The organism is Micromonospora sp. NPDC047521 (genome assembly GCF_055587305.1).
On sequence record NZ_JBVJGN010000001.1, the window covers coordinates 1 to 13,500 of the forward strand.

Consider the following 13,500-nt stretch of genomic DNA (forward strand, 5'->3'; position numbering starts at 1 on the left):
AGCAGCAGGCCACCGACCTCGTGGCCCAGCACTGGAACAGCTGACCCGTGAAACAACCGATGGCCGGCACCCCGAACCCCGGGGTGCCGGCCATTTCGGCTTGCGGTCAGAAGAGGACCGTGGCCAGGGTGCCTACCGGCTGGAAGCCGCAGCGTTCGTAGACCCGGCGGGCCGGAAGGTTGAAGTCGTTGACGTACAGGCTGACGGTCGGGGCGACCCGCAGCAGCGCGTCGCGGACGACGGCGGCCATGGCTGCGGTGGCGATGCCCCGGCCCCGCCACTCCGGGGCCACCCAGACGCCCTGCACCTGCGCGGTCCGCTTGGTCACCACGGCCAGCTCGGCCTTGAACACGACAGTGCCGTCGACGAACCGGGCGTACGCCCGACCGGCCCGGACCAGGTCGTTGACCCGGCGGCGGTAGCTGCGTCCGGCGTCTTCGACCAGGGGCGAGACTCCCACTTCCTCGGTGTACATCGCCACGGCGGCCGGGAAGAGCCTGTCGACCTCACCGGCGCGGACCTGGCGTACCTCCGGGTCGGCCGGTACGGGTGGCAGCGTGTCGGTGGCCAGCAGCGGCTGGTTGGGGCGGATGTCCCGCGCTGGCCCCCACGTGTCGGAGAGTCGGTCCCACAGTCCGAGGACGGCGTCGGCGCGACCGACGATGGAGGAGCAGAGCCGTTCCTCGCCGGCGAGCAGGTCGGCGAAGGCGGCCACCGCGGCGTCGGTGGCGAGGATCGGGGTGAGGTTGCCGCCGAGCCAGCAGAGCGATTCGAGGTTGCGGCGGGCTCCGTACCCCAGGATCCTGCCCTCGGCCCGCCACCAGGACAGTCCGCGCGCGGCGATCCGCTCGGCGACCTGCGCGCCCGCGAACGGGTCCAGGTCGAGCAGTCGCTCGACCGCGCGGCGCTCCGATTCTCCCAGTTGGCGTACCGGCACCGTCAGCACGACTACCAGCCTGCCAGATCGACCCCGCCCCTCGCCGGCTGAGTGGCGAGCTCGACGCAGCCGGTGGGCAAGTCGACGCGAAGACTTGTCGGCGATGCATTGCCGATATATCGTTGATGCATCAGCGACAGTACGACGAGAGGGAGAACCCGATGCGGTTCCACCGACAGCACCACCCGATGCACGAGGGACGGATGCGCGGCTTCGGCTTCCCGCCGGTCCCGCCCGGCCCGCACGGCCACGGCCACGAGCGCGGACACGGCGGCCCCTGGGGCGGCCGGGGCCGTGGACGGGGCCGGGGTCGACGCCCCAACGTCCGGGCAGCCGTGCTGGCTCTGCTCACCGAGCGGCCGATGCACGGCTACGAGATGATCCAGGAGATCGACTCCCGCACCGGCGGTGCGTGGCGGCCGAGCCCGGGGTCGATCTACCCCACCCTCCAACTGCTGGAGGACGAGGGTGTGATCGCCGCCAGCACTGAGGAGTCCAGCGGCGGGCGCAAGCGGTTCACTGTCACCGAGGCCGGGCAGGCGGAGGCCACCGAGGCCGCGCAGACCCCCGCGTGGGCGGACGTCGCCCAGGGCTCGGTGAGCAGCTGGCACGACATCCGCGACTCCGGCGCGCAGGCGATGAACGCCCTGCGTCAGGTCATGATGAACGGCACCGACGACCAGCGTGAGCGGGCCGCCCAGGTGCTCGACGAGACCCGGCGCAAGCTGTACGCGATCCTCGCCGAATCCGAGTGACGGCCGGCAGCACCACGCCGGGCACCCGCGACAGCGGCAGCACCACGCCGAAAACCACGAAAGCGGCCGTCTCCCCGATGGGAGGCGGCCGCTTTCTCCGTGTGAAGGTCAGTGCACGGTGACGGTCGGGCCGGTGACCAGCCCGCGCAGCTCCTCGGGAAGCTCGGCGCCCATCTCGTCGGCGATCCGCAGCGCCTCCTCGATCAGCGTCTCCACGATCTGCGCCTCGGGGACCGTCTTGACGACCTGCCCCTTGACGAAGATCTGGCCCTTGCCGTTGCCGGAGGCGACACCGAGGTCGGCCTCGCGGGCCTCACCAGGACCGTTGACGACGCAGCCCATGACGGCCACCCGAAGCGGCACCGGCAGGCCTTCCAGACCGGCGGTGACCTCCTCGGCGAGCTTGTAGACATCCACCTGGGCGCGGCCGCAGGACGGGCAGGAGACGATCTCCAGGCCGCGCTCGCGCAGACCCAGGGACTCCAGGATCTGGTTGCCGACCTTGATCTCCTCGACCGGCGGGGCGGACAGCGACACCCGGATGGTGTCGCCGATCCCCTCGGCGAGCAGGGCGCCGAAGGCGACAGCCGACTTGATGGTGCCCTGGAAGGCCGGGCCGGCCTCGGTGACGCCGAGGTGCAGCGGGTAGTCGCACTGCTCGGCGAGCTGCCGGTACGCCCGGATCATCACGACCGGGTCGTTGTGCTTGACCGAGATCTTGATGTCGCGGAAGCCGTGCTCCTCGAACAGCGAGCACTCCCACAGCGCCGACTCGACGAGCGCCTCGGCGGTGGCCTTGCCGTACTTGGACAGCAGCCGCTTGTCGAGCGAACCGGCGTTGACGCCGATCCGGATCGGCACGCCCGCGTCGCCCGCAGCCCTGGCGATCTCCTTGACCTTGTCGTCGAACTGGCGGATGTTGCCCGGGTTGACCCGGACGGCCGCGCAGCCGGCGTCGATGGCGGCGAAGACGTACTTGGGCTGGAAGTGGATGTCGGCGATCACCGGGATCTGCGACTTCTTGGCGATCGCGGGCAGGGCTTCGACGTCGTCCTGGGACGGCACCGCCACCCGGACGATCTGGCAGCCGGACGCGGTCAGCTCGGCGATCTGCTGGAGCGTGGCGTTGACGTCGGAGGTGAGGGTCGTGGTCATCGACTGCACGGACACCGGCGCACCACCGCCGACCGGAACCGAACCGACCATGATCTGGCGGCTGGCCCGGCGGGGAGCGAGCGGCGGGGGCGGTACGGCCGGCATACCGAGACTGATTGCGGTCACTTCAGCACTCACCTTGGGAAGAGCGTGATCGGGTTGACGACGTCAGCGGTGATGGTCAGCAGCGTGAACACGCCACCGATCAGGATCACCACGTACGTGAAGGGCATCAGCTTGAGGTAGTCGACCCGCCCGGGGTCGGCGCGGCCGATCTTCGCGTACAGCCAGGAGCGCGCCCGTTCGAACCAGGCGATGGCGATGTGGCCGCCGTCCAGTGGGAGCAGCGGCAGCAGGTTGAACACGCCGATGAAGAAGTTCAGTGAGATGAACAGCGTCACGAACAGCAGCCACGCCTTGTTGGCGAACGCCTCACCGCCGAGGCGGCTGGCGCCGACGACGCTGATCGGCGTGTCGACGTCCCGTTCGCCGCCGGTGATGGCGGTCCACAGGGCGGGCACCTTCTGCGGCAGCCGCTGCAACGCCTGGACGGTGCCGACGGCCAGCTCGCGGGTGAAGTCGCCGGTGGCGCCGAATGCCGCGACCGGCCCGTACCTCACTCGGTTCGGGGTGGTGATGCTGAGCGTGACGCCGAGCGCGGCGACCGGTGCGACGGCGCCCTTCGGGTCGTCGATCGGTGGACGCTCGGTCTGGGCTAGCACCGTGCTGGTCTGGCCGGGCTGCCCGTCGCGGACGTACCCGATCTGCGCGGTCTCGCCCGGCTTCAGCGCCCGCAGGCCGGCGAGCATCTCACCGTAGTTGTTGACCGGCTTGCCGTTGAGCGAGGTGATCCGGTCGCCGTCACGCAACTGGGCCTGGGCCGCCGGACTGGCCGGGTCACCCGGGGCGCAGGCGCGCTGGTCGAGTTTCGGCATCACGCAGTCGGAGAGCGAGATCACCGCCGGCTCCTGCCGGACTTCCGCGTCGTTAGTGGGGAACTTGGGGTTGGGCAGGCCCAGGGAGACGGCCGCCAGCCAGATGGCGACCAGCGCCAACGCGAAGTGGGTGATCGAGCCAGCGGACATGACGATCGTCCGCTTCCAGACCGGGTAGCGCCACATGGCGCGCGGCTCGTCGGCCGGGTCGACGTCGTCGTCCTGCGCGGTCATCCCGACGATCTTGCAGAAGCCACCGAGCGGAATGCCCTTGACGCCGTACTCCGTCTCGCCCCGCTTGAACGACCAGATGGTCGGGCCGAAGCCGACGAAGTACTTGGTGACCTTCATCCCGAATGCCTTGGCGGTCACCATGTGACCGGCCTCGTGCAGGCTCACCGAGATGAGGATTGCCAGGGCGAAGAGCGCCACCCCGAGCAGGTTAGCCATCAAGCTCCTTCCACCGAACCCGCGATGATCTCCTGGGCGTGCGCGCGCGCCCACGACTCGGCCGTGAGCACGTCCTCGACGGTACCTGGTTCGGCGAAGTCCGGAGCGTCCTCCAACACGCGTTCGAGGGTGTCGACGATCCCGAGGAACGGCAGCCGACCGGCCACGAACGCCGCCACGCACTCCTCGTTCGCCGCGTTGTAGATCGCGGGGCGGCAGCGTCCGGCCTCCCCGGCGGCCTTGGCCAGCGCGACGGCCGGGAACGCCTCGTCGTCGAGCGGCGCGAACTCCCAGGTGTGCGCGGCCGTCCAGTCGACGGCGGCTGCGGCGTCGGGCACCCGGTCCGGCCAGCCGATGCCCAACGCGATCGGCAGCCGCATGTCCGGTGGGCTGGCCTGGGCGATCGTCGATCCGTCGACGAACTCGACCATCGAGTGGATCACCGACTGCGGGTGCACCATGACTGTGATGTCGGCGTACGGCACGTCGAACAGCTCGTGCGCCTCGATCACCTCAAGCGCCTTGTTGACCATGGTCGCCGAGTTGATCGTGACGACCGGTCCCATGTTCCACGTCGGGTGCGCGAGGGCCTGCTCGGGTGTGACCTGCGTCAGCTCGTCGCGCCGTCGACCCCGGAACGGGCCACCGCTGGCCGTGACGACCAGCCGCCGCACCTCAGCGCGCGACCCGGACCGTAGGCACTGCGCCAACGCCGAGTGTTCCGAGTCGACCGGGACGATCTGCCCCGGCCGCGTCACCGCGGCCTTGACCAGCGGGCCGCCGGCGACGAGCGACTCCTTGTTGGCAAGCGCGAGAGTACGACCACCGCGCAGAGCGGCAAGCGTAGGAGCGAGGCCCAGCGAGCCGACCACCCCGTTGAGCACGACGTCGCAGGGCCACTGGGCCAGCTCGGTCATCGCGTCGGGACCGGCCACGATCTTGGGGAGCTTGAAGTCGCCGGTGGCCCAGCCGCGCCGACTCGCCTCGGCGTAGAACGCGAGTTGCAGATCCTGCGCGGCGGACGCCTTGGCCACCCCGACCGCCTCGACGCCCAGTTCGAGGGCCTGCGCGGCGAGCAGCTCGACGTTGCCGCCGCCCGCACCCACCGCGACGACCCGGAACCGGTCCGGGTTGCGCCTGACGATGTCGATGGCCTGTGTGCCGATCGAACCGGTGGACCCGAGCAGGACGAGGTCGCGGGGGGAAGTCACAGGGCCATTCTTCCCCACCCCCGCTGGACGCCCGCTGGGAGCCTCAGGCGTCCCCGTCCGGCTCGTCGGGTGCCGCCTCCTCGCCGAGCAGGTCGGCCGGATCGATGGAGAACTCGAACGGCTCCCGCATGACGAAGCGCGTCCCAGCCGCAGCGGCGGCCACCGGCCGGTACTCCCCCTCGGTCAGCTCGTACAACGCAATGGTGGGCACCCGATTGCGCAGGTCGACCCGGAGGAAGAACGGCACGCGGGCAGCGGCGTACTCGCGCGGTCGGTCGATGATGTCCTTGCGCCGGTTTCCCGGCGAGACGACCTCTCCGAGAAGCACGGCGTGGCTGATGTCCATCGTCGTTCGACCGCCGCCGGGGGTATCGAGAATGACGATGTCCGGGATGAAGAGATCCTCGCCCGAGACGATGTTCGTCTCAAGGTAGAGCCACAGCTTCGCGCGACGCGCCGCCTGCCTGAGGAGATAGGCGAGACCCAGCTCCGCGTCCTGATGGTCGTACCCGGCATGTGGTGTCACGATCACGCTTCCGCTCAGGACCTCAACCTTGGGGCCGTTGGTCTCCGGCAACAGGTCGAGGGCGAGCTGCGCGGTCCACGGCTCGTCGTGCCACCGCAGCACGTCGAACGACGGCTCGGTGTGCTGCGGCGCCGGCTCCGGCGCGAACGCTGCCTGGGCCATCCGGGCTCACCCCCTCAGCGGACAATCCTGCTCGACTCAGCCTAGCCACCGCAGCCCGCGCGACCCGTCATCGCACACCGAGTCCGCCACCGAAGTGCCAGTACGTGCAGATCTTGGACAGTTTCCGTCAGGACCTGACGCAAAGTGTCCAAGATCTGCGATTCGGGATCGGAAACAATGAGGTCGGGGTGTCCGCGACGCGCGGACACCCCGACCTCATTGACAAGCGTGTCGATCAGGGAGCGATGACGAACTGCGAGCCCGGCTGGATGACGACGTTGCCGTCTGCCGAGTTGGTGATGGTGACGTTCGTCAGGGTGGCGTTGCCGCGTGCCCCGCTCATCGCGAGGACGCCGGCGCCGTTGTTCGACTTGTCGATTCGCACGTTGGTGATGGCGACGTTCGGCATGTTGCCGCCGCCGTTCTTGAACTGGATGCCGTCGTACGTCGAATCGATGATGTCGGTGTCCCGGATCGTGACGCCGACGATGTCCCTGGTGGCGGGGAACAGGGTGATGGCGCCGAACTCCTGGTCCTCGTTCCAGAACGCGCCGCCGGTGCGGTAGAGCCCGTTGTTGGCGATCAGCGTCGTTCCGGAGAACGGCAGCGGGTCGTGGTCGGTCGCCAGCATGATGCCCGGGTAGTTCGCGGTGTCGTAGATCAGGTTGTTCTCGATCGAGTTGTCGTAGCCGCCGTAGATGGCGATGCCGTTGGCCCGCCAGGGCAACTGGATGGTGTTGTTGACGAAGTGGTTGTCGTGGGCGATGTCGACGTTGCGGTCCTTGACGTACGGGTTGGCCCAGACGGCGAGCGCGTCGTCGCCGGTGGTGCGGAAGGACGAGTTGAACACCCGCGAGTTGCGCGTGCCGTTGCTGAAGTTGATGCCGTCGGCGTACGTGTTGCGGATCCGCATCCCGGTGAACTCCAGCCCGTCGGCCGGCCCCCACAGGTCGGGGATGTTGTCGTAGTCGCGGCCCACCCAGACGCCCACGTTGGCGTGCTCGATCCAGACATTGCTGATCTTCGTGCCGGTGCCGAAGCGACCGTTCAGACCCACGCCGCCCTCGGCGTTGCCGTCACCGCCCCGGATCCGGCCCGAGCCGAAGATGGCGATGTCGGAGATCTGGGTGTTCTTGTCGATGTCGAAGCCGAAGTTGCCCTCGTGCGGGTGGTTGATGCCGCCCACCACGTTCTGCGGCTCGGTCAGCGTGTAGAGCTGCGAGTGCCACATGCCGGCGCCCCGGATGGTGACGTTGCTGATGCCGACCTGGTTGTGCGTACCCCGGTTCAGCGGGTCGTCGGTCAGGATCTTCTGCTCCTGCCGCCACTGCCCGGCGGGGATCCAGACGCAGCTGATGACGCCGTTCTGGTCGTCGGTCACCGCCCGCTGGATGGCGGCGGTGTCGTCGAGCCCGTCGTTCGGGATCGCGCCGTACTGCGTGATCGACGTGCAACCGGCTGGCTGGCTCGCCGCCGGCGCCACCTGCTCCAGATCGATCATGTCGATGACGTAGAAGGACGCGGTGTCACCCGAGTCGCGCTGCAACTTGAACCGGGTGCCGGCCGGGTACGACTGGCCCAGCAGCGCGTTCGACTCGTCGAAGAGCCGTCGGGCGTCGGCCTGCGGCGTGTTGGTGAGCGCCTCCGGCCCATCGGTGTTGCCGTAGAGCCAGCTGTGCTTCGACGACAGGGTCAGCTTCCGGGAGAAGACGTCGTTGACGTAGAGGCTGATTGTCGCCTCGATGCCACCGCCAGCGGGAGCGTCCGGGATGGAGTTCCGGACCACTAGCGCGTTGGCCTGGTTGGCCGAGGTGAACTCGACGAACTGGCCGGTGCTGGTGAGCCGTACCGACTTGCGACCGGAGGACTCGCTGGCGAAGTTGGTGTGTCCGAAGGTGCGCAGCGGGTCGGCTTCCAGCAGCGTGCCCTGGTAGCGGCCGGCCTCCGCCTCGTAGGAGACGTACGGGACGGCGGCCCCACGGCCGACCACGATCGACTGGCTGAACGAGTTGTTTGTCTCGTTGGTCTCGGCGACCACGTTCGTGGCGTCGGCGGTGGCGGTGATGGTCGCGCCGCCGCTGGTGGCGGTCCAGCTACCGCTGACCGCCACGGTGACCGTCGCGCCCGCGGCGATCGAGGCGGTGTTCGTGTTGAGCGTGGTGCCGCCCGCCACCAGCCGGGTGACAGTGGTCGCGCCGGTCGCGGTGGTGCCCCGGTTGCGGACCGTCACGGTGAAGGTGACGGACGCCCCGACGGCCGGGTTCGGCGGGTTCGAGGCGATGCTGAGCACCTAGAGATCCGGGCCCGGGGCCTGCGCCACCACCAGCGGCGACGCCGCCGTGAAGCTGTTGTTGCCGTTGTTCTGCTCGACGATCGTGTTGGCCGGGTCGACCACCGCCGAGACGGCGTAACTGCCCATCGGTCGCGTACCGGCGTTGAACGACACGGGGGTCGAGGCGCCCGCGGCGAGCGCGCCCACCGTGGCGCTGCCGACGACCGCGCCGGCCAGGCTGAAGTTCACAGTGGTCGCACCGGCGGACGCCGAGCCGATGTTCTGCACGACTGCCGAGAGCGTGATCGCGGAGACCTCGCTGGGCGACGACGGCGACCAGGTCACCGAGCTGACGACCAGGTCCGGGTTGGGTGCCGGCGTGCCGCACACCTCCAGCTCGGCGACCTGGCCGGACGGGGCGCCGCTGTTGCCCGTGAACCGCAACTGCACGTCAGCCGTGGTCGCGCTGACCGGGATGGTCACCGTGTTGACGCCCTGGACGAACTGGTAGGACGCCGCCGACACCAGGCTGGTGTACGACGAGGAGGCCTGGTCGCGGCCGAGGACCTGGATGGTCTGGGTACGGGTGCCCCACGCCGGGTCCGGGTTCAGCTTGACCGTGACGCCGGAGATGGAGTGGTTCGCGCCAAGCGCCACTGTCAGGTTCTGCGGGTAGCTCGCCGCACCCTCCCAGTAGGTGCCGAGCTGCCCGTCGTTCGCCTTGTCCGGGGTGAAGGTGAAGGTGGAGCCGCTCGCCGTCATGCTCTTGCCCTGCGCCACGTTGGTGCAGGCGGGCGGGTTGCTGCCGGTCCGGGTGACGGTGTTGCTGTTGCCGGACAGGTTGCCCGCGCCGTCGCGGGCGCGGACGTAGTAGGACACGGTCGCGGTCGCCGGCTGGGTGTCCTGATAGGTGAGGACGGTGCCCAGCGTCGCGATCAGGCTGCCGCCCCGGTAGACGTTGTAGCCGGCCAGCCCGCTGCCCCCGGAGTCGGTGGAGGCGCCCCAGGCGAGCGTGATCGTGCTGCCCGACGTGCTCTGGGACAGCGTGCCGGGCACGCTCGGCGCGGTGGTGTCGGGGGTGGTGCCGCCGCTGCCGTACACCTCCAGCTCGGAGAGCTGCCCGGCCGGCCAGCCGCTGTTGGCGGTGATGGTGATCCGGACGTAGCGGGTGGAGGTCGCGCCGAAGGTGATCGTGGCGGTGCTGCCGGTCGCCGGGTTGAAGGTGTACGTCTGCGATCCGACCAGGTCGGTGAACGACGAACCGTTGGTGCTGCCCCGCACGCTCAACGTCTGCGTCCGGGTCCCCCAACCGGAGGTCGGCAGCTTCAGCACGACCTGGTTGACGCTCTGCGACGAGCCGAGATCGACGTGCACCCACTGCGGGAACGCGTTGTTGACGCTCTCCCAGTAGCTGCCCGCGTTGCCGTCGACGACCCTCGACGAGTCGTAGACGTCGGCGTGGCCACTCTCCTGGGTGGGACGGCCCTGGGCGAGGTTGGTGGCCGCCGGGGCGAACCCGGCGGCCGGTGCGGCTGCGGGGTCGGCGGGGCGGGCGGAGGCCGGGCTCGCGACGGCGGTCGCCCCGGCCGTGGCGATCAGCGCGGCGGCGGCAATGGCCGCCACCGTTCTGAACAGATGCGTTCGTCTCATCACTGTCCTTGTCGTCGGGGACGGTTGCCGCGGCGGCTTGACCACGGGGCGGGGGTGCGGCGGTGCGCCGGCCGACGGACGCGGGCCGGTGTGGAGAGAGGTGGGGGCGGCACGGCCCGTTGAAACTTCCGGACCTGTGCGAGAAATCATGCACGTCTTTGTCAAAATCTTGCGTGACTTTGGCCAAAGGTTACTGACGTGCTACGGGAGCGTCAACACTTCGACAGCCGTGACTATTGATGGACCTGCCTGCCCCGCCAGCCGACGATGAGGCGCGGATCCGGCGTCGGACCGCGCCGGAACGGTCAGGCGCCTGGTGCCGCCAGGACGAAGGTCTCCAGCAGTTCGCCGCCGTACCAGTCGTCGCGGCGGCCCACGTGCGTCATGCCGAGGCGCCGGCAGACCGCCATCGACGCCTCGTTGCCCGGCGACACGACCGCGTAGATCTCCCGGGTGCCGGCGGCGAACTCCCGCGCCAGGAGCGCACGGGCCGCCTCGGTGGCGTAGCCCTTCCCCCACGAGTCCGGGTGCAGGTGCCAGCCCACCTCGATGTCCACGGTCCGCACCGCGTCGTCCCGCCCCGGCAGAGGCCTGAGCAGCACCGTGCCCGCCACCAGACCTGTGTCGCGTACCTCGATCGCCCAGGTGCCGTACCGGCCGTGGTCGGCGGCGTGCCGCTCCCGCCAGATCCGCAGCCGGTCGTGGGCCTGCGCCGGGTCGGTCATCGGCAGCCCGGGAACCGCGCCCAGCCAGCGGGTGATCTCAGAGCGGGAGTAGATGTCGTAGATCCTCGCCAGATCGGCCGGATCGTCGGTCCAGTCGCGCAGGATCAGGCGTTCGGTGGTGAGAACAGTCATGACCGGCCAGCTTAAGGAGTGACGGACCCGGCGACGGGGAAGGAGATCACGATGGGCAGCGGATGGCGGCGGGCGAAGCGGATCACCAGTGCCGCGTTCCGCCCGGTGCGGGGACGGGACCTGTCGCTGCACGCCGCCGCGATCACCTTCTACGGGGCGATCGCCATCGTGCCGGTGGCGCTGCTGGCCATCTGGCTCACCTCGCTGGTCGCGGGAGCCGATCGGGTACGCCGACTCACCTCGTACGCCGTGGAGGCGCTGCCCACCGCGATCGGCGCGCCCCGGGCGGTGGACGCCCTCGTCAACGCCGGGGTGGAGTTGACCCCGCTGCTGGCGCTTGCCTCGCTGCTGCCCGCGTCGCTGTACGGCGAGGGCCTGCGCCGGGCGTTCGTGTCGGTGGCGGCGCCCCGCACCGACGAGCACCTCGTGGGGTGGCGGGGCCGGCTTCTGCTGCTGCCGCTGCTCGCGCCGGCGCCCGCGCTGCTGCTGTCGATCCTGCTGGCCCTGCCGCTCACCACCCGGCTGGTCCGTCAGGGTGGCTGGGTAGGCGCGCTGGGCGTGGTGCTGTCGTTCCTGGCGGTGTGGTTGGTGCTCACGCCGGTGCTGGTGTGGGTGTTCCGGGTGGTCGGACCGGCGTCACCGGACTGGCTCTCCACGCTCGGAGTCGGGTCGTTCACCGCGGCGAACCTCTCCGGCTTCCTGCACGGCTTCGTGCTCTTCGCCTCCCTCCCCCTGGACCTGGGGGTGCCGTTCGGCGGCTTCGACGAGATCGGCGGGGGCGTCGCCGTGCTCCTGTGGCTCTACCTGTTCCACGTGATCGTCCTGGCCGGCTACTCCGCCACCCTCGCCCTCTCCCGCTGGCGCGCCCAGCGCGCCCCGGCCACGCCCTGATCAGGAGGCGGTCGCTGGGGAACGGTCAGCGGCGGATCGGCGGGCGAAGGGCTGACCTGGGCGGCCGCGCGGACTAGGCTGCCGCGGCATGAGCAGTGAGATTCCGGCCCGCGCCGACGTCGTGATCGTCGGTGCCGGGCACAACGGCCTGGTCTCCGCAGTCCTGCTGGCCCGCGCCGGCCTGGACGTCCTCGTGCTGGAGGCGGCCGACGTCCTCGGCGGCGCGACCCGCACCGAGAACCCGTTCCCGAAGGTGCCGGGGCTGCGCCACTCGACCGGCTCGTACCTGCTCGGGCTGATGCCCCCGGAACTGCTCGACACCCTCGACGTCCGCATCCCGGTGCTGCGGCGCGACCCGCACTACTTCCTGCCCACGCCAGGCGGACTCGGCTCGCCGTACCTGCTCTTCGGCAGCGACACCGCCGCCACCCGGGCGCAGCTCGCCGAGTTCTTCTCCCCCGCTGACGTGGCCGCCGACGACGCCATGCAGGCCGAACTGGCCGCGCTGCGCGCGGACCTGGCCCCGGCCTGGCTGGCCGAGCCGCTGACCGTCCAGGAGACCGCCGAGCGGTACGTCCGCCCGGCGCTGCGGCAGGTCTTCGTCGACCTCGTCCAGGGTTCGGTCGCCGACTACCTGGCCCGGTTCGAGTTCCAGTCCGAACTGCTGGTCAGCATGTACGCGGTCACCGACGGCCTGTCCGGGCTCAACGCGGGCCCGGACGACCCCGGCACCGGGCACAACTTCCTCGTGCACAACATGTGCCGGCTGCCCGGCTCGGGCGGCACCTGGATGATCGCCGAGGGCGGGATGGGCACCGTCTCGCGCACGTTCGCCGAGGCCGCGCGTGCCGCCGGGGCGACAATCCTGACCGGTACGCCGGTGAGCGCCGTGACCCTCGACGGCGGCGCCGCGAGTGGAGTGGTGCTGGCCGACGGCCGGCAGGTCGCCGCCCGCGTGGTTCTCGGCGCGTGTGACCCGTACCGGCTGATGGACCTGTTGCCCGACGGCGCGCTGCCGGCGGCACTCGGCGAGCGGATGGCGGCGGTCCGCCGCCCCGGCACCACCCTCAAGCTCAACCTGGCGCTCAGCGGGCTGCCGCGGTTCTCCTGCCTGCCGGCCGGCACGCCGAGCCCGTTCGGGTCGACCATCCACCTGCTGCCCGGTTCCGCGTCGCTGGTCGGCGGGGACACCACCTCACCGATGACCGCGCTGCGCGACATGTGGGCGGACGTACAGGCCGGGCGGCTGCCGGCGGAGCCGACAATCGAGTGGTACCTGCACACCACAGTCGACCCGTCGCTCTCCGACGCCGCCGGGCACCACTCGTCGGCGCTGTTCGTCCAGTCCGTCCCCTACGAGCTGGCCGGCACCACCTGGGACGCGGAGCTGCCCGGCTACGTCGACCGGCTCATCGAGATCGTCGAGCGGTACGCCCCCGGCACCGCCGACCTGATCGCCGACGCGGTGCCGCTGCCCCCACCGGGCATCGAGGCGCACTTCGGGATCACCGGCGGGCACATCCACCACGTCGACAACACCGTGTCGTTCACCGACCGGATGCCCTACGCCACAGGCATCGACGGCGTGTACGCGGGCAGCGCCGGCTGCCACCCCGCCGGCAGCGTCATCGGCGCGGCCGGCCACAACGCCGCCCGCAGGATCCTGGCCGACCTCCGTTAACCTCCCCGGCCCCTTCCT

The 13,500-nt window shown here is 70.4% G+C and carries 9 protein-coding genes and 1 pseudogene; 3 read left to right on the forward strand and 7 right to left on the reverse strand.

The window, feature by feature from the left end:
* Nucleotides 1–106: 106 nt before the first annotated feature.
* A complete protein-coding gene (locus ACZ6N8_RS00005; protein WP_466006582.1) occupies nucleotides 107–946 on the reverse strand; it encodes a GNAT family N-acetyltransferase in 840 nt (279 codons plus the stop codon).
* Nucleotides 947–1,098: 152 nt separating this feature from the next.
* On the opposite strand from ACZ6N8_RS00005, the gene ACZ6N8_RS00010 reads away from it, so the two are divergent.
* Nucleotides 1,099–1,692, forward strand: coding sequence for a PadR family transcriptional regulator (locus ACZ6N8_RS00010; protein WP_364366744.1), 594 nt, complete (start codon nucleotides 1,099–1,101; stop codon nucleotides 1,690–1,692).
* Nucleotides 1,693–1,800: 108 nt separating this feature from the next.
* On the opposite strand, the gene ispG is transcribed toward ACZ6N8_RS00010, so the two are convergent.
* The 6 genes and pseudogenes from ispG to ACZ6N8_RS00040 form a co-directional block, all read right to left on the reverse strand.
* A complete protein-coding gene (ispG, locus tag ACZ6N8_RS00015; RefSeq protein WP_130408231.1) occupies nucleotides 1,801–2,973 on the reverse strand; it encodes a flavodoxin-dependent (E)-4-hydroxy-3-methylbut-2-enyl-diphosphate synthase in 1,173 nt (390 codons plus the stop codon).
* A gap of 8 nt (nucleotides 2,974–2,981) precedes the next feature.
* The gene (locus ACZ6N8_RS00020; RefSeq protein WP_466006583.1) at nucleotides 2,982–4,232 is read right to left on the reverse strand and encodes a M50 family metallopeptidase; all 1,251 of its coding nucleotides are present in this window, start codon (nucleotides 4,230–4,232) and stop codon (nucleotides 2,982–2,984) included.
* Nucleotides 4,232–5,443: a 1-deoxy-D-xylulose-5-phosphate reductoisomerase gene (dxr, locus tag ACZ6N8_RS00025; protein ID WP_466006584.1), complete on the reverse strand. Its 1,212-nt coding sequence runs from the start codon at nucleotides 5,441–5,443 to the stop codon at nucleotides 4,232–4,234. The genes ACZ6N8_RS00020 and dxr overlap by 1 nt, the downstream gene beginning before the upstream one ends.
* 43 nt (nucleotides 5,444–5,486) lie before the next feature.
* Nucleotides 5,487–6,131 (reverse strand): Uma2 family endonuclease, encoded by a 645-nt coding sequence (locus tag ACZ6N8_RS00030; protein ID WP_466006585.1) that lies wholly within the window; start codon nucleotides 6,129–6,131, stop codon nucleotides 5,487–5,489.
* A 235-nt stretch (nucleotides 6,132–6,366) separates the two neighbouring features.
* Nucleotides 6,367–10,053, reverse strand: a pseudogene (locus tag ACZ6N8_RS00035) (CARDB domain-containing protein).
* Nucleotides 10,054–10,358: 305 nt separating this feature from the next.
* Entirely contained in the window at nucleotides 10,359–10,910 is a 552-nt protein-coding gene (locus ACZ6N8_RS00040; protein WP_466006586.1) for a GNAT family N-acetyltransferase, read from the reverse strand.
* Between the two features lie 51 nt (nucleotides 10,911–10,961).
* On the opposite strand from ACZ6N8_RS00040, the gene ACZ6N8_RS00045 reads away from it, so the two are divergent.
* Entirely contained in the window at nucleotides 10,962–11,801 is an 840-nt protein-coding gene (locus ACZ6N8_RS00045; protein WP_466006587.1) for a YhjD/YihY/BrkB family envelope integrity protein, read from the forward strand.
* A gap of 88 nt (nucleotides 11,802–11,889) precedes the next feature.
* Nucleotides 11,890–13,482, forward strand: a complete 1,593-nt coding sequence (locus ACZ6N8_RS00050) for a phytoene desaturase family protein (RefSeq protein ID WP_466006588.1) — start codon at nucleotides 11,890–11,892, stop codon at nucleotides 13,480–13,482.
* The last annotated feature ends 18 nt before the right edge of the window (nucleotides 13,483–13,500 follow it).

Bases quoted from the DNA above. Each gene is read 5' to 3' on its own strand.
- ACZ6N8_RS00045 (WP_466006587.1), top strand. From the start codon at position 10,962: ATGGGCAGCGGATGGCGGCGGGCGAAGCGGATCACCAGTGCCGCGTTC.
- ACZ6N8_RS00010 (WP_364366744.1), top strand. From the start codon at position 1,099: ATGCGGTTCCACCGACAGCACCACCCGATGCACGAGGGACGGATGCGC.
- ACZ6N8_RS00020 (WP_466006583.1), bottom strand. From the start codon at position 4,232: ATGGCTAACCTGCTCGGGGTGGCGCTCTTCGCCCTGGCAATCCTCATC.
- ACZ6N8_RS00030 (WP_466006585.1), bottom strand. From the start codon at position 6,131: ATGGCCCAGGCAGCGTTCGCGCCGGAGCCGGCGCCGCAGCACACCGAG.
- ACZ6N8_RS00050 (WP_466006588.1), top strand. From the start codon at position 11,890: ATGAGCAGTGAGATTCCGGCCCGCGCCGACGTCGTGATCGTCGGTGCC.
- ACZ6N8_RS00040 (WP_466006586.1), bottom strand. From the start codon at position 10,910: ATGACTGTTCTCACCACCGAACGCCTGATCCTGCGCGACTGGACCGAC.